Origin of the sequence: Chryseobacterium sp. BLS98 (genome assembly GCF_001045445.1) — a bacterium.
GTDB lineage: Bacteria > Bacteroidota > Bacteroidia > Flavobacteriales > Weeksellaceae > Chryseobacterium.
The window spans coordinates 399,325-424,933 of the sequence record NZ_LFNF01000003.1 but is presented as its reverse complement, the minus strand read 5'-3'; the positions used below and the strand labels follow the sequence as shown (position 1 = coordinate 424,933).

Here is a 25,609-nt window from a genome sequence, read left to right as displayed (position 1 = left end):
GTATGGATTTTGAGAGAATTCCGTGCAGTTTGTGGGATTTTTTGTGCGGTTATAAACCACCCCGTCAAAAATTCTTTGAATTTTCGCCACCCCTCCACAGGAGGGGAATTCTGGGCCGACAAATTATCTTTTCCCTTTACATGCACTTCAGGCGGAACTCTTCCGTATGGTACTCATCCTACCAATCTGCCGGAATTCAGTTTTTCTTAAAAACAATATCCAAAAGTTATCTATTGATAATCAAACGGTTATATTTGTTATTTTTTAACATTAGTTTAACATTTTTGTTTATCTTTGCTTTTCGTCAAATACCCAAGAATGTCTTTATATCAAAAAATTGCAGAAAAACTACAATATATAAGTCCGAGTTTTTACAAAAAAAGGTATTTTAAGAATTTAAACAATCTTACTAAGAATAATTTTTCGGCACGTAATGTAGAACCGGAACTGGTATGGATCAAGGAGTATCTTCCAAAAAATGCTGTAATATTGGATATAGGAGCCAATGTGGGAACTTTTCTCTATCAGTTGGAGCACAAGCTGAATCATGAACATATTTATGGCTTTGAACCCAATAAAAAGCTTTACCGTCGGCTGAAAAGACTTTTCCCGAGAATGAGTATACTTCCCCTGGCTCTGTCTGACGAAAATACAACTGCTGAATTTAAGGTCCCGATCATCAATGGCAAACTGATTGCCTCCCGCGGAACTTTAAATACTTCTTATAAAGAAAAAGGCGAAGAAAAAAGCTATACGGAAAAGGTAAAAGTGATCAAGCTGGACGAATGGGCTGCTATAGAACATTTTGACAGGCTGGATTTTATAAAAATAGATGTGGAAGGCAATGAAATGAAGACTTTATCCGGCGCCCAGAAAACCATCAGAAGATTCCTTCCGACACTGATGGTCGAAATGGAGCAGAGACACCACGAAAGCCCTATCTGGAAAGACATTTCTGAAGTCAAAAGCTGGGGTTACGAAGCAAAATATCTTAACCGCGACAGTTTTAAGCTGGAACTCCTGACGGAAGAGATCTTAATACATAACACCAACGATGAAAAAAACAAGACCAGCTATATAAACAATATTATTTTTACGCCAAAAAACCATTAAAAAAACAGTATGAGTGTAGTAGCGAGACAGGGCTTCAAATATTCCATCATAGGTTATATTGGTTTTCTGCTGGGTACCATATCCGCCATTTTTATTTTTCCATACAATTTTGAATTTTATGGCAAGCTCCGGTATATTCTTCCTACTGCCGAAATGCTGGTTCCTGCCGTAGTACTAGGGATTTCTTATTCGAATGTGAAGTTTTTCCATAAAGTGGAAAAGGATGGTAAGAAGCAGAATATGCTGTCGCTGTCTTTGCTTACGGTCTTCATTAATTTCATCATTTTTATGGGGGTATTTTTTATACTTCCCTATATTTTTCCAAAATTCAGGCATTCTGAGGCGTGGAAACTAAAGGAAATGATTCTTCCGCTAATCCTTATCCTTTCTTTCTGTGCTATCTTTAATAAATATACTTCTAATTACAAAAGGATTGTAGTTTCCAATATCTTTGATAATCTTTTTCCTAAAATAGCGAATCTGGGGGCTTTCTGCCTTTTTGCTTATTTTTTACTTTCCCAGGAGATCGCGTTTGCCTTCTTTTTCGGAATGTTCGCCTTAATGCTTTTCGGATATATTTACTACACGAATAAACTTGAAAGGATAGAACTTGATTTCAATACGGATTATTTCAAAAAGGATGGTTTCTGGAAAGAGTTTTTCAATTACAGCTTTTTTGGATTTTTGGGAACTTTCGGGAATTATTTAGCCATTAACAGTTTTATGATCGGTGAGTTTCTGGGAATGGAGGAAGTGGGAATTTACTCGGTTCTTTATGCTCTGATTTCTCTGATTTCTATCCCACAGCTGGGTCTGTTCAATATTTCTGCCCCTATCATTAATAAAACGCTGGCCGACGGCGATATGGAAGAACTTGACAGATTTCACAAAAAGACTTCTTTATCATTATATTTTTTAGGCGCAGTACTGTTTTCATGCATCATGGTCGGGTTTCCTTATCTGACGCAGTTTATGCCCAAAAACGGAACCATGTTAAGGGAATATGAGCCTGTTGTATGGATCTGGGGATCTGCAGTTCTTATTGACCTGGCGACAGGATTTAACGGGAATATCATTTCGCTTTCCAAATATTACAGGTTTAATATCCTGATCATGCTTCTCCTGGCCGGGCTTACTATCTGCCTGAATTATTATTTCATTAAAAATACGGATCTTAAACTGATAGGAATTGCTTTATCTACAGCTATTTCACTTACCACTTATAATGTGATCAAAATAGCTTTCAATTACTTTGTCTTTAAAGTTTCTCCGCTGACAATCGAAATGATCTTTGTTTCCATTATCTGTACTTTAGCCATAACAGTGGCTATCGTACTGCCTAATTTTAACAGTAATTTTATCAACTTGATATACAAACCTGCCGTTGTGCTGATCCTGATTTATATCGGAAATCATTTCACAAAAGTATTCCCGCTCGAGGATTACCTGAATGCAAAGTTTATTAAAAGTATCTTTAAATTTAAATAGAAATAATAGCGGATAGAGCGTCTTCCAGCTTTTTGAGGACTGACTTTCTGCTGTAGTTTTTCTGGAAATCGAAACGGGTGTTTTTAAGCGCTTTAAACTGCTCGATGATATTTTCTTTCTCAGGAACAATGAATTCCAATTTCGAAGGGTAATCTTTGGGAAAAACGGCTGTTTTACCATATTTTACAGCATCACCAAGGTTTCCGGTCATTTTCGTAAGACCATAAACTTCTTCCCTGCTGAAAAATTCTGTTTTCTGCTGAATCGGGCACCACAAAACATCTGCTTTCTGCATTCCCTTTTCAAAATCATCATTCGAAACCCGGTCTGAAAAATACTGGATGGAAACATTTTCAGGAAGTTTTTTGGATAGTCTTTCAAGCTGTTTCAGCTCATTATCTTTAGCTTTTCCAAGAAATATGAACTCCCATTTCTCTTCTGTTTTTAAATGTTCAATTGTTTTAAAGACGTGATGATAATCCCTCCTTTTCTGCGAAACACCTCCCGGAATGACAACGGTAAAGCTGTCTTTAGTCTGATTTTCAAAATATTTATTGTAAAACAGAGGCAGAAACTGATATTTTTCTGATGAAATCTCTTCATCCAGCACCCATAATTTTTTAGTATTCCTATAGACTTTAGAACTGTAAAACAGTCCTTCTTTCCACCAAAGCTTCAGCCTGTAAACCAGATCTCCTTTAAAAATGCTCTTCATTAAAGCTCCTTTTGATGCTTTTGAAAAATTGATATTGTGAACAATGACCGATGCATTGTATTTCCGAACCAAAGCATGAAAAGTATTGAAATACCGGTGAACCGTTCCTATAATAATCAGGTCATATTTCTTTAACTTCAACTGTTCCAGGATCATAGAACTATCTGATAAAAACACGGTTTCTCCATTTTCCTGAACCAAATCCTTTATCTTTTTCGAAAAATAATAATCTACGCTGAATTCTGAAGAATCATGCATAATGTCCATGAAAGCCTGCGCAATTTCTGCGTGGGTATCTATTTCTATGTAGGCGATTTTCTTCAACGGGTTTCGGGTTTCGGGTTTCGGGTTTCGGGTTTCGGGTTTCGGGTTTCGGGTTTCGGGTTTCGGGTTTAACAAAGGTAAAGGGTATGGTTGAATACGAACTGTTTTTTTATAGTTTTTTACTATTATTTTTTCAGTTTTTACATTTTGTGATGCCTCTATCTTACTACATTTTGAGCCATTTTTTCTTCAGCATTTTCCATCGTTTGTCATTGATGGCTTTTTGCTCTTCTTTTGAGATTTTAAGCTCCAGCTTTTCTGATTTACAGGCTTCATAGGCTTTAATCATTTTAAAGAAAAAAGAAACAGACCTGCTTTTAGCGGCTTCTTTTGCGGAGGCAGTATAGGCAAGGAACCTGTTCAGCCCTAAAAAATAAAAATACCTGCCGTAGTAATCTGCAGGCCTTATGGTGTAATCTGCTCCTTTTACCTTGATCAGCTTTACGTGCAGTTCAGGAAGAACAATTTCTTTCCAGCCAAGATTTTCCAACAGAATGGAATCAATATTATCCCAGCCCAGGGTTTCCCTCAGTCCTCCGATCTGAACGAAGCATTCTTTACGGTAAGCCTTCAAAGGCCCACGCACATGATGCTTGTTTGAATTTCCTTCATATACCCAGATCCCCTCCTTTTCTACATACAGTAAACCTCCAACAAGTCCATATTCAGGATTGTTTTTAAAGGCATTCCATACTGTTTCCAGATAATTTTCAGGAAGAATGATATCGGCATCAAATTTACAGATGATATCAAATTCATCTATATTTTGGGTCTTCAATCCGTTTTTGAATGCATTTACCACCTTAGATCCAGGCTGATGAGCAGATTTCTGAAGATCTACCGTTTCAAAACGGGGATCATTTTCTGTATACTTCCTGATGATTTCCGCCGTTTGGTCCGTAGAACCGTCATTAACCACTACAGTTTTGAAATCTTTAAAGCTCTGCTGCTGTAAAGAATCCAAGGTGAACGGAAGATTGCCTTCTTCGTTATGGGCAGGAATTATGATTAAAAACCTCACGCTTTTATTATGAGTAATGATTAAGTAATGAGCAATGAAAATGATAAGTGATAAACTATTGACATGAAATCAACATTCACCACTTATCATTTATAATTTATTTGTTATGCGGTTTAAGCATGTTTTTAGGATTAAGAATCTCATCCAGCTTTTCCTGGGAAAGAACTCCCTTTTCCAAAACGAGGTTGTAAACACTGTTTCCGGTTTCCAACGCTTCTTTTGCAATTTCTGTAGACTTTTTATACCCGATATATGGATTAAGTGCGGTTACAATTCCTATGCTGTGCTTTACCATATTCAGGCAGACCTCTTTATTGGCAGTGATTCCCACTACGCATTTTTCACGAAGGGTATCCAGGGCATTGCAAAGGAAATTGATGTTTTCCATGATGGCATGGGAAAGCACCGGTTCCATGACATTAAGCTGCAATTGTCCGGCTTCTGCCGCAAAAGTTACCGTGAGGTCATTTCCAAATACTTTAAAACACACCTGATTTACCACTTCCGGGATAACAGGATTTACTTTTCCCGGCATAATGGATGATCCCGGCTGCATTGGCGGAAGGTTGATCTCGAACAATCCGGCTCTTGGTCCTGAAGAAAGTAACCTCAGGTCATTACAGATCTTGGAAAGCTTTACGGCAAGACGTTTGGTAGCAGAGGAATAAATAACATAAGAACCTGTATCCGGTGTTGCTTCAACAAGATCCGGTGCAGAAACAACAGGAAAACCTGTAATCTGAGCCAGGTTTTTTGCACAAAGAGTTGCGTAGCCTACCGGAGCATTCAGTCCCGTCCCGATGGCAGTGGCTCCCATATTAACTTCCACAAAAAGACTTGCATTATTATTCAGTTTAGAAATATCTTCTTCCAGAGTAGCAGCATAGGCTTCAAATTCCTGTCCTAAAGTCATCGGAACCGCATCCTGAAGCTGGGTACGTCCCATTTTGATCACATCGTGGAATTCTTTTCCTTTGGCACGGAAAGCTTCAACAATTTTCTCAAGTCGGTCAACAAGTCCGGTATTCATATGCAGAAGTCCCATTTTAATGGCTGTAGGATAGGCATCATTGGTGGATTGGGAAAGGTTGATATGATCATTTGGTGAGCAGAATTCATATTCGCCTTTATTCTTTCCTAATTTTTCCAGAACAATATTGGCAATCACTTCATTTGCATTCATATTGATTGACGTTCCGGCCCCTCCCTGAATCATATCTACAGGAAACTGATCGTGGTATTTTCCCGCTACAATCTCGTCACAGGCTTCTGCTATTTTGAAATATAAATTCTCATCAAGCAAGCCCAGTTCATAATTGGTTTTTGCTGCCGCTTTTTTTACAAAGGCAAGACCTTTAATAAAGTCCGGATATGCTGACAGAAGCTGCCCTGAAATCTTGAAGTTATCGATCGCTCTTTGCGTCTGCACTCCATAATAAGCATCTGCAGGCACTTTGAGCTCACCAAGCAGATCACTTTCTTTTCTGAAATTTTCCATTACAGATTATTTAACTTTTTATTTTTTAAATATAGCAAAACGCACCTTTACCGATGCGTTCTAATTATTATTTCGCCGGATATTTCTGATTTAAAGCCTGAAGAACAGCCCAAGTTTCAGCATCCATAATCCCGTCATAATTCTGAGGACGGAAATGGTACTGTAAAGCCTCGATGGTTCTTTTTGTTCCATCATCCCATTTTCCGCTCATATCCAGATAATACCCAAATTTCTGCAATGCTGTCTGAACAGCAAAAATGAAGGACGGATCGTTATATTTTAAAGGCACCTCTTCCTGTGCCAAAGCGAAGAAATTTTGTTTAACCGCTTCATCATACCACATCCCAAGCTGGTATTCGTCATACAGCTTTTTCCATGGAAACATCGGGCCCGGATCCTGCTTTCTGGTTGGTGCAATATCCGAATGGGCCAGTACATTGGTTGCAGGAATCTGATACCTGTTGACAATATCTTTCGCCAATGCTGCTACTTTTTTCACCTGCTCATCGCTGAAAGCTGCAAATATTTTCTTTCCTTCAGCATCTGTTGTATATCCTGTATTAACGATTTCAATACCTATAGAAGTATCGTTAAGGTTTTTATCATTTCTCCAGTTACTTACTCCTGCATGATAAGAACGTTTGTTTTCATCCACCAGCTGGTAAATCTCGTTATCGCCGGTATTATTAACCAGGTAATGGGCACTTACTCCCTGCTGGGTAAGAACAGTGATGGATTTATCGTCCGGAAGTGCGGTATAATGCAGTATAAGATAACGCTGTCTGAAGTTCTGCCCTATAGCAGGAAAATAGGTCTTTACCACTTTATATCCTGCCGGTTTTGCTGACACGATAGAACCGTAGCTTATAGTGTTATCATTTTTTGCGGCATCAGCTATATTGGTTGTAAAAAACTCTACTCCATGATCATTGGTAATTTTAGGTTTCGGAGTTTCGGCTACCGGTGTTTTAACTGCCGGTTTAGCCTGTGATACCGGGGCTTTTGGCTTGTAAGTATTTTTCTTTACATTTTGCTGGGAAGTACATGAAAAAACAAAAGTACTTAATCCGATGATATATAATGTCTTACGCATCCGTTTAATTTTTTAATCATTTATCAGCTCAAAAATACGCAAATTTTTCTTGAATTTTATTTGGTAAATAAAGAAATCTGTTCTATATTTGCACTCGCAATAACGGAACAACGATCATTAAAAAATAAGAAAAAAGGAGGGTTGCCAGAGTGGTTAATGGAGCAGTTTGCTAAACTGTCGACGCGAAAGTGTCGCAAGGGTTCGAATCCCTTACCCTCCGCATTTTTTCTTACATCAATATACACTTCGGGGCGTAGCGTAGTCCGGTCATCGCGCCTGGTTTGGGACCAGGAGGTCGCAGGTTCGAATCCTGCCGCCCCGACAGTTTTATTAATTTTCACAAAATTATTTAATGGGTGCGTAGCTCAGCTGGATAGAGCATCTGCCTTCTAAGCAGACGGTCAAAGGTTCGAATCCTTTCGCGCTCACTTAATGCAAGAAAGTCTTTACATTACTGTAAAGACTTTTTTTATTTTTACTTAGGTCTGGGCTAGGCATTTAATAAATAGTAGCAGAATCTAAAATTATCTTGACAAACATTCAAACTCTTCTACTCTTTCAACAAAACTTCAAGCAAATCTATTTTTACCAAATCTCAAAAAACTTAAATTAGTATTTCACTTTTCAGTCACTGGATAAAGCCAGCTAAGAAGTTTCAATCCTGCTGCCAGCTCTTATTTAGAGCAACTGCAGGAATCAAAAAAAATATAGTTGGCACATCATTAAAATAACTTGCCAACTACTGTATAATTAAATTACCTATATAATCTATTGCGCCAAAAATTCCAGTGCCTTAACCAAGAACACCTCATGATTCTGATAGAAAGCAGCGTGCCCAGAATCTGGGAACTCCAGGAGTACAGAATTTTCTAAATTTTGCTTCATATTATAAGCATTTTGAACTGATATAGGCAGGTCTTTATCACCATAAATGATTAGAACAGGCTTTTTTATCATTTTTATCTCTTCCAACGCACCCGCATCAGGTTGGGCCCACGCCAAAACAGCAGTAAACTGTGCTGCAGATGTAGCATCGCTTAAAAGAAGATCTCTGCCGGTCGTACGTAAATGCACCCTTGCAAAGGACGCTTTTCCTGCAGCAATGCTTTTTTCCGAATCAGTAAAACCAAATTTTAAGTATGACTCTTCCGGGCTAAGTCCAGTTGTTCCAGCAACGATGTTGGGCAGATTAGACAAACCGATTGCCCCCTTAGGTCCACTATCCACTAAAATAATCTTATTAATAAGCTCAGGTTCTGTCAAAACGATTCGCTGCGCTAGAAACCCACCCATTGAGAATCCCATGATATTGACCTTTCCAAGCTTCATCGCTTTAATGAAATCAATAGCATCGTTCGCCATTGCTTGCACAGTATTGGGAGTAGTTCCTTTTGAGCTCGCAACACCTTTATTATCAAATATGATTAATTTATACTGCTTTGCCAAGCCATCTGTGACTGCCGGATCCCAATCGTCCATTGATCCTCCTGTTCCCGGCAATAATACTAAGGGGACACCACCTTCCTTACCCCAGCTACGGTAGGCAAAATCAGTTCCTTTAACATTGATAAACATTGTTTTTGCATTGTTATGACTTACTGCCGGTGTTTCTTGTCCTGTTGGAAAATCATTATCTTCACTACAGGAGATTGTTACTGCTGAAAAAAGACTTGCACATATCGCACTTGCCATTGTAAATTTTCTGATTGCATTCATGATATTTTTTTTAAATGATTATGAAGCAAACCTATTGCATATTGCAACAGCATGTAACCATAAAATGGTTCAAATGGACATTTTCAGTTATAAACTGGACATTTTACAGTTTGAAAAATATAGGAAATTTTAAATTTCATTAGGAGTAATATTATATTCATAACAAATGATAAATTAACATGCGTTCCATCAATTCATGTGGCGATCCTAGACCTGAACCTTAAAAATTAAAAACTTTTTCCAGCACGTATTTTATTTTTGTTTCTATTTAAAATTTAAAAAGCATCTCTAAGAGATGCTTCGTAATAAAAAAGATTATTGTTACAGTACAACCTGCTTTTTCTATTTTTTTATCATTTTAAACGGTTCTGTATTTCCCTTCTCAGTTTTGCCTGAAATAATATACATTCCTTTACTTAAAGCTGCAACATTGATATTTCCATTATTCGAATCTACCCTGCTTGTCTGTATTTTTTTCCCAGCCGCATCATAAATATTGATTTCGTGTATTTTTTCATCACTTGTATAATTCAGAACCTCTTTAGCCGGATTGGGATAATACTTCACTGATGTTTTCACCAGTTTTAAAATATCATGGGTACTTAAATCGGCATTACTTATTGTAACACCATCTATTAATGTTGAATACCCCTGAGTGCTTTCACATTCTATAGCTATCTGGTAAATATTAGGAGGCATTCCGATATTGGCAAAAAGGTACCAGGAAGCAAAAGGAGGCTGAAATCCTAACAAAGTTATCCAGGGATCTGTAGCTGACATTCTGTAATAGATCCTAACCCAGTTCGCATTTCCATTCAGCTGTGGATTAATAAGACGAAAACTAATTTTTGGAGAAGTAAGACTGGCTGTATTAAAAGGCGGACTTACCAGCTTGGTTTTATCCGCAGAAGAAGTATTCGCCGGAAAATTAGCAAATTTGACCCCATCAAAAGCAACAACTCCTGTACTTCCTGTAGTTGCAGCGGAAACAAAGGTCCAGTCCACATTATTTGTTTCGTGTATTTGCGTCCAGCTAGCTCTTGTCGGCGAGTTATCTTCAAAAGTTTCCCTCCATGGAAATATAGAAATCTGCGCATTAAAACCCATTGATAAAAAGACCAATAAAAACACTAAAAATTGACGATTAACTACAATTTTAAAAAATAAATTTGCTTCCATTATTAATTAATTAAATATTAAATTCACAACAAATCTATAAATTAAATTGAAATAAAACATTATAATTAACAAATGATTAATATAAACTAAAAACTAATAGAGAATTAAAAAATTTATAATTAATTAATAAAAGTCACAAAAACAACAGTTATCATAATTTTAAACATACCCTTATCTTTATTGTTTACTTAAATGTTCAATTGTTTTACCTCTAATATTGATCTCCTTATTGAACAATTAAACACTTTTTGGGTGCTTGTTTTAAAACTTCGTTCTTTACTCAATTCATCTTTCAACGTTTGTAGTTATCATTATTTTTACCTGTGGGATATCTCCTACGCTCTTTTTGCAGGATCCCACAGATAAACATTCTTCCTTTTTATTCTATCATTTATTGTTGGACCTAAAAATGCAATCATTAATTTATTACCTCGGTATTTTTTACACATGAAATAATATTATTTATCAAATGAGCATATATTAAAGAAAACTAAAAAACACTTCCATATAAAATACTGATATATAATAAGTAATACATTTTAGCTCTAAAAATTTAGAAATTTCCACACTTATAATCGCTTGTAACATCTAATAATAATTTAATATTTTTTCAATTTTCTCTTTTTTATTAAAAATAAATTTCTATCTTTGCACTCGCAAAAACGAAGTAAAATTCGCTTAGATGACCATCAATCGGGGCGTAGCGTAGTCCGGTCATCGCGCCTGGTTTGGGACCAGGAGGTCGCAGGTTCGAATCCTGCCGCCCCGACTTTTTTAGTAATTTTTCAAAATTATTTAATGGGTGCGTAGCTCAGCTGGATAGAGCATCTGCCTTCTAAGCAGACGGTCAAAGGTTCGAATCCTTTCGCGCTCACTTAAAAACTCACAATTTCTATTGTGAGTTTTTTATTTATAGATGATTTTAGGTTAAGCTATTTTGTATTCTTTTTCAAATTATAAATATACTCGGTGGGGGTTATACCTTCGATCTGTTTAAAAACCCGATTAAAGGTTGATTGGCTGCTAAAGCCGGATGAAGTATAAATATACATAAGAGTAATCTTGCTGAGATCATTCTCGTCGATTAATTCCTTAACATACTGTATTCTACAAGAATTGATATAATGGCTAAAACTAGAATATCCATTTAGCTTGATTGATTTTGCAATATATAAATTATTAATTTTCAGGAGATAAGATAGTCTTGAGGTAGTAAAATCTGCATCTTTAAAATAAAACTGTTCTTCAACTACGCTTTGTACTTTCTGAAAAATCTCATTGTACTTATCGATATCTTTATCATTGCTGGAAAAATCTTCTTTCAAAATTTTGTTTTCATTTCTGTTTTTCTCCGATTCCAATTTGCTTATATTATTATGATTTACATCCTGTACAAAATTGGCCATAATTTTTACAGATTTTATTTTATCATTATAATATAACAATATGGTAACAATAATGATATTGGCAGTTCCTACTATTGCATCTGAAAAATCAGTCTCTTTGAAATGTAGAGTTTCATGCGTCAAAAACTTACTCAAAAACGTCACAAAAAATACAATTAACAGGACATATAAGGTATATATATAAACATATTTTTTTTCTAAAAATACATACGCACCAACAGGAATCGGCAATACCCATAATGCTGTTCCAGCTGAATATCTCCAAAAATACAGCATCACAAAAGCAGCAAAAAGAGGATCAAAAATTAAATAGAAATGCACTAATGTTTTAATCTGATAATTTTTTCTTATCAGAAAAAATCCACCCAATAAGACAAGAAAATACACAAATACAGCAAGTGCAAGATCCCTATCTTTTAATTTGATATATACTATGATCGAGTACAGACAGAAAGCTCCACATAATACATATACAATTAAAGATAAACACCGCCTTTTTAAATTATCTTCAGGTTTATGAGATATACCATCTTTGTACAAAATCATATAAATATCAAATTTAACTTAAATAAATAACTGATTATTAAATAATTACCATTTTTAAATCAATTTAAAAAAATGATTTATTCTTATAAATTATGATTACTTCATGAAGCTACCTTTGCACGTAAAGATAATGACTATATGTTGGGATACAATAAGATTATAATTGAACCTTTCAATTAAAGATGAACAATAATCAATTATCCACTTATGATGTTTTTAAAACCATATCAAAAACCAACATTATAATCATTAAAATCAAATAAAGCCATCCGTAATCAATAAAATCTATGGATTGACATTTATAAGTTTCGTGTATATAAAACCTTAATTCCCTCATTCTAATTCTCACCCAAAATATCATCTTGGGTGAGAATGTATAAAGACAAATAAACACTGTCTTCTACTAGCCAAGCAAATAATGAAAGCCTTACTACATCATCTCAAGCTTAATCTGCCTTTACACAAGGTAGCTTTATTGGTGTGGCTTTTATTTACAATAACGCTCAATGCTCAGTCTTTTTATTTTGTAAAAGGCACCCAAATTACCATTGATGAAACTGCAACATTCTTCATTACAGACTCAGGAAAAGTCAATCAGGCAAAATTAAGGGATTTTGAAAAACAAATTTTGGTAAGAAGAGAGCCTTCAAATGAAAAACAGATTGTATTCCATAATAAAAAATCCAGTACCAGAAAGAACAGAAAAAAATCAGTATCCAAATTCTATAAGCTGAGGGCTAAAACTGATAAAAAAACAAAACCTGTTGAATTCATAAAGCATTGTCCGGGCAATTTATTTTTGTCTTATCATCCGGGAATAGTTATTTCAATATCAATTCCCGATATAAAATACACTACGAAATTTTTAACTAACAATATACGATTAAGGCCATTACGCAGATATCCGATAAATAATAATCATAAAATAATCAATAATAGCTTTCTTTTAAATGATTATCATTTGTCGCAGTACAGAAACCGTCCACCACCATTCTATTCTTATTTTAAAGAAACATATTCTACTATTTTAAATTTTAAAGAAACTTAAGGTGAAAAAAATAAATACTTTAATCGGAGTATTCCTGATACTGAATACGCTCATGCTTACAAAAGCCCAAAGTCCGGGAGGAATCGCCGGAGCACAGCTATGGTATAAAGGTGATGCCGGAATAGCTACTGCCGGGAGCAATGTGATCGGATGGAGCAATAGTGCTTCCACTTTTTATAATTTAGCTCAACAGGGCGCGGGCACTACTTTGCCCACATCAAGTCAGATCAATTTTAACCCGTCCGTAAGGTTTGACGGTATAGATGACCGTTTAGCGACGGGTTCTGCTATCCCACAAACTGTAACAACTACAGCTTCTGCGCCTTATACGACATCGCAATATGTTGTTTATAGAAAACTGGGCTCTGTAATGAATCCTCTTTACAATCATTCTGACGGTTCCGGAGGAACATGGAATGTGGGCAGCAATTCAAACGGTGAGATGTTGGTAACAAACCGTAAAATCATCACAACAGCTCCAGCTCTAAATGAAACCCGCCTTCAATCATTAAATGGAACTTCTAATGCAGCTACAACATATCTTAATGGAAGTGCAATATCCAGTACTTTTATCAACAGTACTGATACAGCAGGATCCGCAAGATTCTGGGTCGGAGGTGAAGGCACCAGTATCAACAAGTTTACTAATGCTGATATTGCTGAAATTGTAATTTATAATACAACACAAACAGCGGGACGTCCACAGATAGAAAGCTACCTTTCTTTGAAATATGGAATTACAAAATCCGGAAACTATGTCGCCTCAAACGGGACAACCAATTATTGGAATGCTGCTACCAATGCAGGATATCTCAATAACATTGCCGGAATTGGTAAAGATGACGGCTCTGCATTGTATCAAAAACAGTCCATGAGCGTAAATTCCGGGCAGCAGATTCTGATTGGGCTTACAGGTATGGCCAATACAAATGCATCCAATTCCGGAGCATTAACGAATCAGCAGTTTCTCGTTGCAGGTGATAATGGTTTGGCAAAAACACCTTCGGTTGCCATTAATGGCATTCCTGGGGTTAATTATCGTTTTGGCAGTGTCTGGAAAGTTCAGAATACCGGTTCTGTAGGCACAGTAAGAGTGATGTGGCCCCAAGGGCTTACAAATTTAAAGCTGGTTCAGAATAATTCAGACCCTACCTTTACGACAGGTAATACAGCTACTGATATGTCGGCCAATACACAGACTATCAACGGAGTTGTTTACAATTATTCCGATGTTTCGCTAGCAGATGGACAGTATTTTACTTTAGCGGCTCAGATATATGCTCCGGGAGGAGTTGTTAATAACCTTCAGGTTTGGAATAAAGCCGATTTCGGAACAAATACAACAACCGAAAGTGGTCCCGTAACATCCTGGACCAATTCAGCTGCTTCCGGCGGACAACTTCAGGCATTATCAGGATTCATCAATCACAGTGCAAGTGCTACTTATATGAATATGGGATCCAACTTCAACCCGGCAGTAAGAATGGTTGCAGGGGCAGGATTAGGAATGCTTAATGCCTTTTCTGCAACAGCCACGTCATCAGGAACCGGAGGAACATTCTATAGTGTATCTAAAGCAGGTGCAGGAGGTTCTCCCACAGTAGGGTATAATGTACAAATGAATGTAAGTGCAGCTCCATTAAATTTATCTGTGATTTCACCCTATAATTTCGCAGAAATGGGACCCTATATCTCCAATGCTACTACTGCAGGGCTATTTACATGGAATACAAGTATAGACAGAATAATAGCAAACTTATTAAATCCAAGCACTAATAATATTTTAGGTTGGGCATATACTACTGGAGTAGCAAGCACTTATCCCTATAAAATAAATGGTAAAAGTGATATTCCAGCCAGTTATACCCCGCCTTTATTTACAGGGAGAAACTTCCATCTGAATACAGATACGGACGGAGGCCTGGAAAGAGGCGGATTTGATTATCAGGAAACAATTGGATACGAAAGACAGATAACTTCTGCTGAGCAGAACAGAATTGAAAGTTATCTGGCCATTAAATATGGCATTACTTTAGGAACCTTTACATCTCCTGTAGATTACACAGCTACCAACGGTACAAATGTATGGTCTACAGCTGCAAATTCTTATCAGACCAATGTGATTGGTATAGCCAGGGATGATATTGAAGGTTTACATCAGAGAATTTCAAAATCACAGGATCTTATAGCAGACATTATCACTATAAGTACAAATAATGATTTTACAAGCGCAAACAAAAGCACGAACCATACGGATATTGTTAATGATAAGTTCTACTTTATAACAGGAAACAACGGTGCAGCAACGACTTATAATACCCAGAACATGATGAACCGCATATGGAAGGTACAGTCTACAGGTTTTGCACAGAATCTGTATATAAAGACTTCCGACGCACAGGCTACCCATCTAATCTTTGCCGATGACGCTGCAATGACCACCAATGTAGTGAATATACCACTAACAAGCGGTGCCACTCCCGGGATTCAAATTCCAAATGGAAAATTCTTTACGTTTGCAAAATTCAGCTTCTGTACAAAAGACCCAAACACCTCTCCTGCTGATACCATTACAAAAATCGGCATTACCATTCAGACTAAACAAAGCGGATGGCCGGAGAATATCCCAAATGGCGCAGTAGCCCTGGAATCGAAAACAAAAGGGTTTGTCATTACACGTACACAAAGTTCTTTAATTGCCAATCCTGTAGAAGGAATGCTTATTTATGATACAATAAGCAAATGCATGAAACTTTATAACGGAACAAGCTGGCATTGTGTAGTAAGAAGCTGTAACTAAACTTTTTAATTAATCAAAATGAAAAAAATAATAATTCTAGCATTTATTCTTGCCAAATTCTCTTTCCTGACAGCACAGGTGGGTATGGGCAAAGCTTCAGTAGACGGAGATGCTATCCTGGATTTTCCTCTATCAAATACCGGCATTATCCTTCCCATGGTAGACGCTCTTCCTACAGCAGCAGCGGCAAGCAATGGAACATTTTTGCTGGACAAAACAGATTTTAGAGTAAAAATGCGTGAAAATGATTTGTGGGTATCGTTATCCGATCCGGGTAGTCTTACGGGAACCATGCCTAATTCATCTGCCGAAGCAGGAGGAGGGGTTATCATTGGTGCGGCAAGCTCTCCGGCACAGGGTGTATTGGTCCTTGAATCAGCCAGCAAGGCATTGGTTTTGCCCAAGGTTAATGACCCTGTTACAAGCATGAAAAGCCCTGTAGCAGGAACGATATGCTATGACACAGTGAGTAAAACAATAGCTGTGTTTGACGGATTAAAATGGAATTTTTGGAAGTAAAAGCATTCAAAAAAAATAAATACTGAGGTCGGTACATGTTTACCGGCCTTTTTATTTGAAGACTAAATGATTAATAGGACACAATAATTATAAATGAAAGCCATCCTTTTTTTTCTCCTCATTCATTATTGTTATAAATTTAGAAGGTGTTATTCCTTCAATCTTTTTAAAAACCCTATTAAAAGTAGATTGATTTGAAAACCCTGATTCTGTATAAATGTACATTAAAGTAACCTTGCTGATATCATTTTCATAAAGCAGTTTTTTTACATTTTCAATTCTACAGGTATTCAGATAATGATTAAAATTTGAAAAACCATTTAGTTTAATTGCTCTGTATATATATAAATTGTTAGATTTCAGAATATTAGATAATTGAGAAATCGTAAAGTTGATATCTTTAAAATAAGCTTCTCCTTCCACAATATTTCTGATATCTTCAAATAAAGAAACATACTTATCTATATTCTCATGCTCCGGGAAAATTTCTTTGTCATTTTCAGCTAATTCAACAGATTCTGGAACTTTAGTATCAGTGAAATTAACCACTCTTTCATCATCTTCACTTTTTTCAAAAAAAAGCATCTTATTAAAGCTATTCTCCTGTATTTCTGCTTTTCTTATTTCTTCATTATAATACAATAAAATAAGAAATACAGCAAGATTCACCAAACCAACAAACGTATCAGAAATTACGATAACATTGACATCGCTGAGACTGAAATAATTAAACTCAAATAATCTATTAAGCACACTCACTGCTACAATGATCAGAAATATATAAACAGAATAAATATAAACGTATTTTTTTCCCAGAAAAATGTGTGCTCCCAGCGGTACCGGCAAAAGCCACATAGCAGTAGCAGCAGAATACTTCCAAAAGTCAAGCATTACAAATCCTGCAAATAACGGTGCATAAGTCAAATAAAGATGAACAAGGACTTTTATATTATAGCTTTTGCGGATGATCATAAATGTATAAAACATTAAAACCGAATAGGCTAAGGTACAGGCTGCAAAAAAAGAATCTTTAATAACAAAATAAAATACTATAGAATAACCCAGTAATATTCCAGACATTAAATTCACATATTGAGAAATTAATTTTCTCTTTAGTGCCTCTACAGACCGATTTCTAAATTCGTTGTTAATTATCATCATTGTGTATTTAAAAAATAACTTATACAAAATATTGATATACAACACATTATAAATATTAATGAAATTCAAAATTCAATTTAAATATGAAATTTTTGATTGTTTTTATCAATTAAATTTGCAAAAGTAATCCACAAATTTAACAATAAATAGTGCATCAAAAAAATCAGAAAGATCAATTGCTTTCCAATTTTACTGATCCAACTTTTTTATACAAAGCAGAATTAGGATAAAAAAAACACTAATAAATGAAACACTTACTGAAAAAAATGCAAATGAATTTTGAATGGATATAAGTCTTAATTCTTATACAAATATTCAGACACCCTATACAGCTATATATTCAGATCAACATTAATATATAGCTTCTATAATTTTTACTTCAACATAACTTATTTAATGAATTTCAAAGATATCAACATTGGTCTGATGATCAATCAGCGAGTATTAGAATGCGATATACAAACTTCCCGGCTTTGTAATTTTTTCGATTGCTCTACCCAGGACATTTTAAATATGTATAATAGTAAAAGCCTTGATTGTGAAATTCTCTTAAAATGGTGTAAAATTCTTGAATATGATTTTTTCAGATTGTATTCCCAAAATCTGCTGCTCTATGCTCCAGTTTCTGCAGATCATAAAAAGAACAAGGAAAATTCACAAATGCCATATTTCCGTAAAAACATCTATACTAAAGAGGTCATCTACTTTATATTGGAAATGCTTGAAAAGGGAGAAAAAACAAAGAATCAGATTATCAAAGAGTATAATATTCCTAAAACCACATTGTACAAATGGATAGAGAAAAACAGAAAATAAGCCATCCTTATTATAAAAAAATCTATTTTGATATTCTTACTAAAAAGTATCCTGATAAACTCAATGAATGCAACAAGATATTATCAAAAGAAGAATTAAGTGTCTTGGATATCATACAGCTTAACCAGAAAATTTTTGGAAACGATGAAATATTTTCAGAGAATCAACGTCTCCGCTCCTATGATTATGAATCTATTGTCAAAATACTGAATTATCAAAAAAAAAATAAGCTCAGTAATACCCAACTATCAATTCATTTTAAAATGAGCCGAAACACTATTGCTAAGTGGAAAAGCAAATTCAAAGTTTAAAAAAATATCTAACACAAATTTATGATTAAAATTATTTCGACAGTACTCTTAGGCAGTACTATCTTCTTTGCACATGCTCAAAGCGCAGGAAATGTTGGCATCAACACCCCTTTTCCTGAAAAAGAATTGACGGTGAATGGCACCATGAAAACGTCAGGAATGACATTAAAAGATCCGATTGAAAAACTGGGACCAGATGAAAATTATTCTTTTTTAATTAAATCGCCGGCTCCCCAAAACAAAATCACATCTTATAATGATTCTTTTGTGCCTACTACACCGGCACCCATTAATCTTATTCAGTTTAAAATCACCTGCAATGATGATGATAAAGACTGGATAGATGAGTATGATACTAAAATCAATTCAAGCAAATTTTTAGTGGTCATAGCTTCCCATGGGTTTACTCAGCCTGTATATACAGTTACTGCACCGTGGATTACTCCTATGCCCGATATTTTTGCTTACAGTTCAAATGGCACCTGGAAGATCAGGGCAGATTATGTAGGATTCTCAACCGATGATGCTCTTCCTAAAGGGGTATGGACGCTCAACTTACTGGTTTTCGACAGAGCATATGCTAAAGAATTCAATTCTGTACAGACCGTTAATACAGCCGGAACAGGGGCTGCATCTGCCCCACTAATCCAATAATTTAATAAAATAGTATGAAAAAAATAACCACCATATTACTTGCTGCTTGTACCAGCCTAAACATTAGCGCTCAAGTTGGGATAAACACAAAAACTCCACAAGGAACACTGGATGTTTTAGGAGGAACATTAATAGAATCTTATGTAATTGATACTGTCAATTCATACGCATCAGGGAACTATTATCTTCTTACCCGTTCAAAAGATACAACGCCAATAGGTAAGGTAAAACTCCTTGATATTGCCCTTCGAAACGTGGCCCCTGTTAATACCTATAACATCACTCTTAAAAATGTAAGCCAGGATGATGTTGTCAGCTTAAATACAGGATTGGAAACAAACAAATATGTCGTTGCCATCACGGGTGCCGTTTTTACAGATGCCACACCGGGCGTCAATACAACAACAAGCATCAAATCATTTGGCGCGTATTCTACAGAAGTAACTTCCGTGATAAACGGAGGAAAAACTTATAATGCTGTTAATTTAAGCTTTCAGGGAGCCGGCACAACATCTGCCCAAAACGGGACCTGGTCACTCACCCTTTGTGTTTATGAAAAAGCACTTGTTAAAGACTGGGGAACCTATACAGGAAATATAAACAGCTCATTTACGGGAGTTTCAACCAACACCCCCATAGGACTTCAATAAAAAATCATGAATAGAAAAATAAATACAGTAATAATCATTTTTATAGGATTGTTCATTAATGCTCAGAATACAAAAGTAGGAATTAAGACAGCAAACCCTACAGAAACACTGGATGTAAACGGCTCAAGCTATACCAACTCCTTATACCTTAGAAATCCCGGTGAACCTGATAAAACAGGCGGACATTTTCTTGCCACTTCCAAAAATACGCTTGACCTGTATGATCCAACGCTTGAAAGCAGTGGACTGTTTAATTATATAAAGCTTACCATTTCAGGAGTTCCTGCAACGGGAATCACAGATTATGACACGAAAATAGATGCTACCAAATTTTTAGTAGTTGTTCATAATTATTCTTTTCAGCTTAATAATGGCTCTACGAAAGTAGCTCTTGATTATGGCAGTAATGGTGTCAATGATAATAAGCAAGGGTCTCCCAATATCAATACGTTTAAAAGCAACGGAACCTGGCACATCAGAGCCAATTTTATCAACAGTAAATTAATGGATTATATAAATCCGGATGGCACTTACAACAATTTTAAAGTTAATCTGTATTTAATGGCTTATAAATATCTTATAACCAAACAAAATATTAATGATGACACTAAAGATCTTGGTGGAACCAATGGTTCCACGGAGGCTTTAAATAAACCTTCCGGGTTTTGATATTTTCAATATTATAAATCTTAGATTAACATTCTCCTGAAAGATTACAGACGCTTATTTCTTTAATAAAACTTCTCTATATTTATTATATTGAAGCCTAGTTCAAAAGACCTCATGATAAAATTGTGAGGTCTTTATTGATTATACCTACAAGAATACCTCTTTCTTTGAATGTAAAATAATTGTTAGATTTGGATGTTGGATTTAGCAGGTAAATCCATAGATGGCTTAGAAGAAAATAAAATTGCAAAATGACTGATGTATTTGAAAATTATCTATCCTCAACGGGAGGACTCTCAGGCGAGGAAATTAACTTTTCCACACAGTTCTTCAAACCCATCCATTTAAAAAAGGGCGATTTTTTTATTCATGAAGATGAGCCCTGCCGTTATATTGGGTTTATTGCCAGTGGAGCGGTAAAAGCATATGCTATCGACCAGGAAGGAAAGGAAAATATAACCTGCTTCAAGTTTGAAAATGAATTTGCCACCTCGTTTCCGGAGTTTGTAGCGCAGGAAAAATCCAGAAGAAGTATCAGAGCTGTAGAAGACAGCATAATCTATAGAATCAGCTATCCGGATTATCAGCATCTGCTTAATCAGGTGCCCGCCTGGAACGGAGTCATAAAATCGGTGATGGAGCAGGAGTATAATCAAAAGGAACGTTATCTCCTGAATTACAATAATAGGTCGGCTATGGATAAATACCTTCATGTCCTGTCTAACGAACCGATGCTTATCAAGCACACAACGACACAGGATCTGGCATCGTATCTTGGTATCACGCAGCGATCGCTTACACGGGCAAAGGGACAAATACACAAATCCAATACATTATAGGACAAATGTCCTTATGCAATCCTGACCAGCGAAGTAGATTTGCAAAAAAAAAATTATGTTACGTCAAATTGCTCCTGAAGTCTTCCATATTCCGCTGATGCCACGAAACAGTATCAACAGCTATATTATAGAAGGTGCATTGGTAGATTCCGGAATACGAAGCTCATATACAACTGTAAAAAAAGCTATTCAGAAAATCCCCGTTGATCAACATATACTGACGCATGCGCATGCGGACCACCAGGGCTGCAGCGATCAGATATGTGATGAATTTGTGATCCCTTTATTCTGCCATCCCAACGAAGTCTTCAGGACCGAAACAGGTATGGTAACCAACGATTATCCAACTCCGCAACATTGGATCGCAAAACTTCAGCAAAAATACTGGGCAGGACAGGGACATAAAGTCGAACGGACAATCGTCGAAAACGATAGTATCGGAAATTTCCGGGTAATAGAGACACCCGGACATTCCGCAGGTCATATTTCTTTATTCCGCGAGCGGGATGGTGTCCTGATCATCGGAGATGCGGCAACCAATATGAACCTGCTCACAACAGCTACAGGTCTTCATCTTCCACCAAACATATTTACCTCAGATCAGCAGCGCAATATCAGATCACTCCAGAAGTTGGCAGAACTAAACCCTTCGATGATCTGCTTCGGCCACGGACCTGTCTTACAAAATACAGACCGGAAGTTTGAACGATTCGTGGCTAAATACAGCGCAACAGTTTAAAATAAATTTTGCTTTATTACATATTGCGCAGCTGAATAAATCCTGAATTTGTCCCCAAGCCTTTGAAACTATATTTATTATCTATTAAACCCCCAACCCGTATAGTTTAGATTTAACTTTTCCTCATCGTCATTCTATAATTCTTGGGAGTCCACCCTGTTTGGGATCTGAAAAAATAGGAGAAATGGGAGAAATTATTAAATCCAAGTTCAAAGGCTATTTCTTTGATTGATTTATTTGAACTGTGTAATAATTTCTTGGCTTCCAATAGGATTCTTTGTCTTATAAATTCTAACGGAGATATTTTATATTGCTTTCTGCACAGCACCCCGAGGTAATTGGGAGTAATGCAGAGCTCTTCAGCATAAAAGGCCACCCCTTTTTGGTTTTTATAATAGGTTTCAACAAGTTCATGGAACCGGAAAGCAGGATTATTGTGATCATTTAATGCAGATTTTCCATGGATCTGCTCTATCCAAAGATTAATCATCAGCGCCAAAAGCCTCACCCTTGCATTGATAAGCTCCGGAAATACAACTTCCGAATGTATTTCTTTACGGATCGCATCAAACTCTATACTGAATTTCTCATAGGCTTCTCCATTGGTCTGGATCATTTCGTAGGTACTGTGAGGTGAAAAAGTATATTTTAATGTTGGGGAAAATGTTTCAAGAATGGAGTCATTAATGATTAACCTTCTTCCGCTTGCCTGCAGGGGCAGATCCCATGTATATTTCCTTTTGGGAAGATGAACAAATAATTGTTTGGAATGTAAAGCATACGTATCAATATCTGTAATACAATTACCGTCAGGACATTCATCTAAAATAATAATTGTGAAAGAATTGTCAGGAAAACGGTTAAGCTCAGAAGAACTTATTTCGCCCTGATAAATAACATCAATGTCTTTCATATCCTCACCTTTCAAAACAGCTGAATTATTCTTTTGTTGCATCCTTTATTTAATGTCCGATAAAGCTACTTAAATTCGATATTAATACCATCAATATCCGGAATTGTGAAATAAATATGGTCTATTATCTGCCAATGTAAAAATACCTCTTTCGGAGAGAAACATTCAGTATATTTGTCATAAGACTTATTCTATTTAAATGTTGACAGATCAATTTGGAAGGAGCATCAACTATCTTCGGCTTGCTATCGTAGACCGGTGTAACCTCCGATGCACCTATTGTATGCCGGAAAACGGTCTTGCCTGGATTAAACAAAATGAATTAATGACGGATGAAGAAATGCTCAGAATCTGTTCAGTATTTACAGAAATGGGAGTAGATAAAATCCGGATAACAGGAGGAGAACCTTTTGTCAGGAAAAACAGTATTGGACTTATCCAAAATATATCCCAATTAGCAGGGCTCACCGATCTCAGCATAACCACCAATGGTCTTCTTACCGAACAATATATTCCGCAACTAAAAAAATTAGGGATAAAATCTGTCAACCTAAGCCTTGATACTCTTGATAAGGACCGTTTTTTCAAAATTACAAGAAGAAACAGTTTTGATAAGGTGATGAAAACATTAGATAGTCTCTTACAACATGATATAAAAGTAAAAATCAATACAGTGGTGATGGAAGGGGAAAATATTGAAGACATTATTCCATTAGTAACGCTTACAAAAGAGCTTCCTGTTGATGTCCGTTTTATTGAAGAAATGCCTTTTAACGGTGGTAATAATGATGTTTCCCTGAAATGGAATTTCACACAAATTTACAGCTATATTAAAGATCATTTCCCTGAGATTCAAAAAATAGAGGATCCTAAAAGTTCGACCTCATACAATTATAAAATCCCTGGCTTTACAGGGAGTTTAGGAATTATTGCCGCTTATACCCGTTCATTTTGTGGAGACTGTAACAGAATTAGAATCACGCCTTCCGGTATCCTCAGAACCTGTTTGTATGAAGGAACCGGTATCAATCTGAAAGATGAAATCCGTATGGGAAGAACAGATGAAGAGCTGAAAAGTATTATTATCAGTAGCATACAAAAAAAACCGAAAGACGGCTGGGAAGCTCAGAAACTGAATTTGACTGCCTCCCAAATACATCAGTCAATGGCAACAATAGGAGGATAATTATGGAAATGATCAGTGTACAGCAGGCAGAAGAAATCATCTTTTCACAGGTCAGAAATTTCAGAACAGAAGAAATTTTCTATGAAAATGCCTCAGGAAGAATTTTAGCAGAAGATATTCTGGCAGACCGCGATTTACCGCCTTTTGACAGACCGACGGTAGATGGAATTGCAATTAATTTTAATTCGTATGAAAAAGGAATCCGTGACTTTACCATCAAAGCCGTACAGGCAGCAGGAGAAGCTCCGTTTTCTATTGATGAAGAAAATGAATGCATAGAAATTATGACCGGAGCTGCATTGCATTCTTCAATGGATACGGTTATTCGCTATGAAGATATTCTGATCAATAACAATGTTGCAAACATCAATATTGATATAAAAAAAGGACAGAATATCCATCTGAAAGGAAGGGATAAAAAAGCCGGAGAAATACTGGTAAAAGCCAATCAGGTCATTACTCCTTCTATTCTCGGGATTGCCGCATCAGTCGGGGAAACATTTCTGACAGTGAAAAAACTTCCCAAAGTAGCCATTATTTCCACTGGTGACGAAATGGTTCCACCTGAAAACACTCCTACTCCATTTCAGCTGAGACGTTCCAACGGAATTACTATAAAATCTGTTTTGGAAAAATATAAAATCGACGCTGACTGGCTGCATTGGAATGATGATTTTGAATTGATAAAACATGAACTTTCCCAATGCATTCAGAATTATGATATTTTATTAATGAGCGGCGGGGTTTCCATGGGGAAATTCGATTATCTGCCCAAAGCCTGCGAAGAGCTGGGAATAGAAAAACTTTTTCACAAAATAAAACAAAGGCCGGGAAAACCGTTCTGGTTTGGAAAAAGCCAAAACGAAAAATTGGTTTTTGCATTCCCGGGAAATCCGGTTTCCGTATTTATGTGTCTGCACCGGTATTTTATTCCCTGGTTGGAAAAATCTTTGGAAATCCCGGAAAATCCTCAATATGCCGTTTTACAAAATGATATAAACTTTCCTTTTTCATTACAATATTTGGCTCAGGTAAAACTCAGCGTGAACCCATCGGGACAGTTGATCGCAGAATCAGTTAATACTAATGGTTCCGGAGATTTTTCCCATCTTGCGGAAACCAATGCATTTATAGAACTTCCTCTGGAAAAAACTGAGTTTAAAAGAGGCGAAGTCTATAAAATCTGGAAATATAATTTTTAATTG

23 protein-coding genes and 5 tRNA genes are annotated in these 25,609 nt (G+C 36.2%); 19 read left to right on the top strand and 9 right to left on the bottom strand.

Annotation, left to right across the window (positions count from 1 at the left end; translation table 11 throughout):
• Nucleotides 1-318: 318 nt before the first annotated feature.
• Both ACM40_RS13135 and ACM40_RS13130 read left to right on the top strand, forming a co-directional pair.
• Nucleotides 319-1,113 carry an FkbM family methyltransferase gene (locus ACM40_RS13135; protein WP_048503236.1) on the top strand — a complete coding sequence of 265 codons (795 nt, stop codon included), beginning with the start codon at nucleotides 319-321 and terminating at the stop codon, nucleotides 1,111-1,113.
• Nucleotides 1,114-1,122: 9 nt separating this feature from the next.
• On the top strand, nucleotides 1,123-2,601 hold the full coding sequence (locus tag ACM40_RS13130; RefSeq protein WP_048503235.1) for a lipopolysaccharide biosynthesis protein: 1,479 nt from the start codon (nucleotides 1,123-1,125) through the stop codon (nucleotides 2,599-2,601).
• Here ACM40_RS13130 and ACM40_RS13125 read toward each other — a convergent pair.
• From ACM40_RS13125 to ACM40_RS13110, 4 genes are all read right to left on the bottom strand, one after another.
• A complete protein-coding gene (locus tag ACM40_RS13125) occupies nucleotides 2,594-3,715 on the bottom strand; it encodes a hypothetical protein (protein ID WP_228376181.1) in 1,122 nt (373 codons plus the stop codon). The genes ACM40_RS13130 and ACM40_RS13125 overlap by 8 nt on opposite strands.
• Nucleotides 3,716-3,806: 91 nt before the next feature.
• Nucleotides 3,807-4,661: a glycosyltransferase family 2 protein gene (locus ACM40_RS13120; RefSeq protein WP_048503234.1), complete on the bottom strand. Its 855-nt coding sequence runs from the start codon at nucleotides 4,659-4,661 to the stop codon at nucleotides 3,807-3,809.
• A gap of 97 nt (nucleotides 4,662-4,758) precedes the next feature.
• Nucleotides 4,759-6,159: an aspartate ammonia-lyase gene (gene aspA, locus ACM40_RS13115; protein ID WP_048503233.1), complete on the bottom strand. Its 1,401-nt coding sequence runs from the start codon at nucleotides 6,157-6,159 to the stop codon at nucleotides 4,759-4,761.
• Between the two features lie 67 nt (nucleotides 6,160-6,226).
• Nucleotides 6,227-7,252, bottom strand: a complete 1,026-nt coding sequence (locus ACM40_RS13110; RefSeq protein WP_048503232.1) for an N-acetylmuramoyl-L-alanine amidase — start codon at nucleotides 7,250-7,252, stop codon at nucleotides 6,227-6,229.
• Nucleotides 7,253-7,387: 135 nt separating this feature from the next.
• On the opposite strand from ACM40_RS13110, the gene ACM40_RS13105 reads away from it, so the two are divergent.
• From ACM40_RS13105 to ACM40_RS13095, 3 genes are all read left to right on the top strand, one after another.
• Nucleotides 7,388-7,472: transfer RNA gene (locus tag ACM40_RS13105), tRNA-Ser, on the top strand.
• Nucleotides 7,473-7,499: 27 nt separating this feature from the next.
• A tRNA-Pro gene (locus ACM40_RS13100) sits at nucleotides 7,500-7,574 on the top strand.
• 32 nt (nucleotides 7,575-7,606) lie between these two features.
• A tRNA-Arg gene (locus ACM40_RS13095) sits at nucleotides 7,607-7,680 on the top strand.
• Between the two features lie 340 nt (nucleotides 7,681-8,020).
• Here ACM40_RS13095 and ACM40_RS13090 read toward each other — a convergent pair.
• Both ACM40_RS13090 and ACM40_RS13085 read right to left on the bottom strand, forming a co-directional pair.
• The gene (locus ACM40_RS13090; RefSeq protein WP_048503231.1) at nucleotides 8,021-8,968 is read right to left on the bottom strand and encodes an alpha/beta fold hydrolase; all 948 of its coding nucleotides are present in this window, start codon (nucleotides 8,966-8,968) and stop codon (nucleotides 8,021-8,023) included.
• Between the two features lie 342 nt (nucleotides 8,969-9,310).
• Nucleotides 9,311-10,147, bottom strand: coding sequence for a T9SS type A sorting domain-containing protein (locus ACM40_RS13085; RefSeq protein ID WP_083996854.1), 837 nt, complete (start codon nucleotides 10,145-10,147; stop codon nucleotides 9,311-9,313).
• A gap of 694 nt (nucleotides 10,148-10,841) precedes the next feature.
• Between ACM40_RS13085 and ACM40_RS13080 the strand changes: the two genes are divergently transcribed.
• Nucleotides 10,842-10,916: transfer RNA gene (locus tag ACM40_RS13080), tRNA-Pro, on the top strand.
• 31 nt (nucleotides 10,917-10,947) lie between these two features.
• Nucleotides 10,948-11,021, top strand: a tRNA-Arg gene (locus ACM40_RS13075).
• A 58-nt stretch (nucleotides 11,022-11,079) separates the two neighbouring features.
• On the opposite strand, the gene ACM40_RS13070 is transcribed toward ACM40_RS13075, so the two are convergent.
• Nucleotides 11,080-12,099 carry a helix-turn-helix domain-containing protein gene (locus ACM40_RS13070; protein ID WP_048503229.1) on the bottom strand — a complete coding sequence of 340 codons (1,020 nt, stop codon included), beginning with the start codon at nucleotides 12,097-12,099 and terminating at the stop codon, nucleotides 11,080-11,082.
• 418 nt (nucleotides 12,100-12,517) lie between these two features.
• On the opposite strand from ACM40_RS13070, the gene ACM40_RS13065 reads away from it, so the two are divergent.
• The 3 genes from ACM40_RS13065 to ACM40_RS13055 are packed head-to-tail and all read left to right on the top strand — an operon-like array spanning nucleotide 12,518 to nucleotide 16,466.
• Nucleotides 12,518-13,147: a hypothetical protein gene (locus ACM40_RS13065; protein ID WP_131705360.1), complete on the top strand. Its 630-nt coding sequence runs from the start codon at nucleotides 12,518-12,520 to the stop codon at nucleotides 13,145-13,147.
• Nucleotide 13,148: 1 nt separating this feature from the next.
• Nucleotides 13,149-15,947, top strand: a complete 2,799-nt coding sequence (locus ACM40_RS13060) for a hypothetical protein (RefSeq protein ID WP_048503227.1) — start codon at nucleotides 13,149-13,151, stop codon at nucleotides 15,945-15,947.
• Between the two features lie 18 nt (nucleotides 15,948-15,965).
• Nucleotides 15,966-16,466, top strand: coding sequence for a hypothetical protein (locus ACM40_RS13055; protein WP_048503226.1), 501 nt, complete (start codon nucleotides 15,966-15,968; stop codon nucleotides 16,464-16,466).
• 87 nt (nucleotides 16,467-16,553) lie between these two features.
• Here ACM40_RS13055 and ACM40_RS13050 read toward each other — a convergent pair whose 3' ends face one another.
• A complete protein-coding gene (locus ACM40_RS13050) occupies nucleotides 16,554-17,627 on the bottom strand; it encodes a helix-turn-helix domain-containing protein (protein ID WP_083996853.1) in 1,074 nt (357 codons plus the stop codon).
• A gap of 513 nt (nucleotides 17,628-18,140) precedes the next feature.
• On the opposite strand from ACM40_RS13050, the gene ACM40_RS13045 reads away from it, so the two are divergent.
• From ACM40_RS13045 to ACM40_RS13015, 7 genes are all read left to right on the top strand, one after another.
• The gene (locus ACM40_RS13045; RefSeq protein WP_316932873.1) at nucleotides 18,141-18,443 is read left to right on the top strand and encodes a helix-turn-helix domain-containing protein; all 303 of its coding nucleotides are present in this window, start codon (nucleotides 18,141-18,143) and stop codon (nucleotides 18,441-18,443) included.
• On the top strand, nucleotides 18,419-18,754 hold the full coding sequence (locus ACM40_RS13040; RefSeq protein ID WP_048503223.1) for a hypothetical protein: 336 nt from the start codon (nucleotides 18,419-18,421) through the stop codon (nucleotides 18,752-18,754). Before ACM40_RS13045 ends, ACM40_RS13040 begins: the two co-directional genes overlap by 25 nt.
• Nucleotides 18,755-18,775: 21 nt before the next feature.
• Nucleotides 18,776-19,408, top strand: a complete 633-nt coding sequence (locus ACM40_RS13035; protein WP_048503222.1) for a hypothetical protein — start codon at nucleotides 18,776-18,778, stop codon at nucleotides 19,406-19,408.
• 14 nt (nucleotides 19,409-19,422) lie between these two features.
• Nucleotides 19,423-20,058 carry a hypothetical protein gene (locus ACM40_RS13030; protein ID WP_048503221.1) on the top strand — a complete coding sequence of 212 codons (636 nt, stop codon included), beginning with the start codon at nucleotides 19,423-19,425 and terminating at the stop codon, nucleotides 20,056-20,058.
• Between the two features lie 6 nt (nucleotides 20,059-20,064).
• Complete coding sequence (locus ACM40_RS13025; protein ID WP_048503220.1) at nucleotides 20,065-20,727, top strand: hypothetical protein; 663 nt, start codon at nucleotides 20,065-20,067, stop codon at nucleotides 20,725-20,727.
• A 251-nt stretch (nucleotides 20,728-20,978) separates the two neighbouring features.
• Entirely contained in the window at nucleotides 20,979-21,566 is a 588-nt protein-coding gene (locus ACM40_RS13020) for a Crp/Fnr family transcriptional regulator (protein WP_048503219.1), read from the top strand.
• Nucleotides 21,567-21,621: 55 nt separating this feature from the next.
• Nucleotides 21,622-22,305: an MBL fold metallo-hydrolase gene (locus tag ACM40_RS13015; RefSeq protein ID WP_048503218.1), complete on the top strand. Its 684-nt coding sequence runs from the start codon at nucleotides 21,622-21,624 to the stop codon at nucleotides 22,303-22,305.
• Nucleotides 22,306-22,417: 112 nt separating this feature from the next.
• Here the strand turns inward: ACM40_RS13015 and ACM40_RS13010 are convergent, their stop codons facing one another.
• Nucleotides 22,418-23,260 (bottom strand): helix-turn-helix domain-containing protein, encoded by an 843-nt coding sequence (locus ACM40_RS13010; RefSeq protein WP_048503217.1) that lies wholly within the window; start codon nucleotides 23,258-23,260, stop codon nucleotides 22,418-22,420.
• A 157-nt stretch (nucleotides 23,261-23,417) separates the two neighbouring features.
• Here ACM40_RS13010 and moaA point away from each other — a divergent pair, with 157 nt between their 5' ends.
• Nucleotides 23,418-24,404, top strand: a complete 987-nt coding sequence (gene moaA / locus ACM40_RS13005) for a GTP 3',8-cyclase MoaA (RefSeq protein WP_048503216.1) — start codon at nucleotides 23,418-23,420, stop codon at nucleotides 24,402-24,404.
• Nucleotides 24,405-24,406: 2 nt separating this feature from the next.
• Complete coding sequence (locus ACM40_RS13000; protein ID WP_048503215.1) at nucleotides 24,407-25,606, top strand: molybdopterin molybdotransferase MoeA; 1,200 nt, start codon at nucleotides 24,407-24,409, stop codon at nucleotides 25,604-25,606.
• The last annotated feature ends 3 nt before the right edge of the window (nucleotides 25,607-25,609 follow it).

Bases quoted from the DNA above. Each gene is read 5' to 3' on its own strand.
- ACM40_RS13135 (WP_048503236.1), top strand. From the start codon at position 319: ATGTCTTTATATCAAAAAATTGCAGAAAAACTACAATATATAAGTCCG.
- ACM40_RS13130 (WP_048503235.1), top strand. From the start codon at position 1,123: ATGAGTGTAGTAGCGAGACAGGGCTTCAAATATTCCATCATAGGTTAT.
- aspA (WP_048503233.1), bottom strand. From the start codon at position 6,159: ATGGAAAATTTCAGAAAAGAAAGTGATCTGCTTGGTGAGCTCAAAGTG.
- ACM40_RS13110 (WP_048503232.1), bottom strand. From the start codon at position 7,252: ATGCGTAAGACATTATATATCATCGGATTAAGTACTTTTGTTTTTTCA.
- ACM40_RS13090 (WP_048503231.1), bottom strand. From the start codon at position 8,968: ATGAATGCAATCAGAAAATTTACAATGGCAAGTGCGATATGTGCAAGT.
- ACM40_RS13085 (WP_083996854.1), bottom strand. From the start codon at position 10,147: ATGGAAGCAAATTTATTTTTTAAAATTGTAGTTAATCGTCAATTTTTA.
- ACM40_RS13070 (WP_048503229.1), bottom strand. From the start codon at position 12,099: ATGATTTTGTACAAAGATGGTATATCTCATAAACCTGAAGATAATTTA.
- ACM40_RS13065 (WP_131705360.1), top strand. From the start codon at position 12,518: ATGAAAGCCTTACTACATCATCTCAAGCTTAATCTGCCTTTACACAAG.
- ACM40_RS13055 (WP_048503226.1), top strand. From the start codon at position 15,966: ATGAAAAAAATAATAATTCTAGCATTTATTCTTGCCAAATTCTCTTTC.
- ACM40_RS13050 (WP_083996853.1), bottom strand. From the start codon at position 17,627: ATGATGATAATTAACAACGAATTTAGAAATCGGTCTGTAGAGGCACTA.
- ACM40_RS13045 (WP_316932873.1), top strand. From the start codon at position 18,141: ATGTATAATAGTAAAAGCCTTGATTGTGAAATTCTCTTAAAATGGTGT.
- ACM40_RS13040 (WP_048503223.1), top strand. From the start codon at position 18,419: ATGGATAGAGAAAAACAGAAAATAAGCCATCCTTATTATAAAAAAATC.
- ACM40_RS13035 (WP_048503222.1), top strand. From the start codon at position 18,776: ATGATTAAAATTATTTCGACAGTACTCTTAGGCAGTACTATCTTCTTT.
- ACM40_RS13030 (WP_048503221.1), top strand. From the start codon at position 19,423: ATGAAAAAAATAACCACCATATTACTTGCTGCTTGTACCAGCCTAAAC.
- ACM40_RS13025 (WP_048503220.1), top strand. From the start codon at position 20,065: ATGAATAGAAAAATAAATACAGTAATAATCATTTTTATAGGATTGTTC.
- ACM40_RS13020 (WP_048503219.1), top strand. From the start codon at position 20,979: ATGACTGATGTATTTGAAAATTATCTATCCTCAACGGGAGGACTCTCA.
- ACM40_RS13015 (WP_048503218.1), top strand. From the start codon at position 21,622: ATGTTACGTCAAATTGCTCCTGAAGTCTTCCATATTCCGCTGATGCCA.
- ACM40_RS13010 (WP_048503217.1), bottom strand. From the start codon at position 23,260: ATGCAACAAAAGAATAATTCAGCTGTTTTGAAAGGTGAGGATATGAAA.
- moaA (WP_048503216.1), top strand. From the start codon at position 23,418: ATGTTGACAGATCAATTTGGAAGGAGCATCAACTATCTTCGGCTTGCT.
- ACM40_RS13000 (WP_048503215.1), top strand. From the start codon at position 24,407: ATGGAAATGATCAGTGTACAGCAGGCAGAAGAAATCATCTTTTCACAG.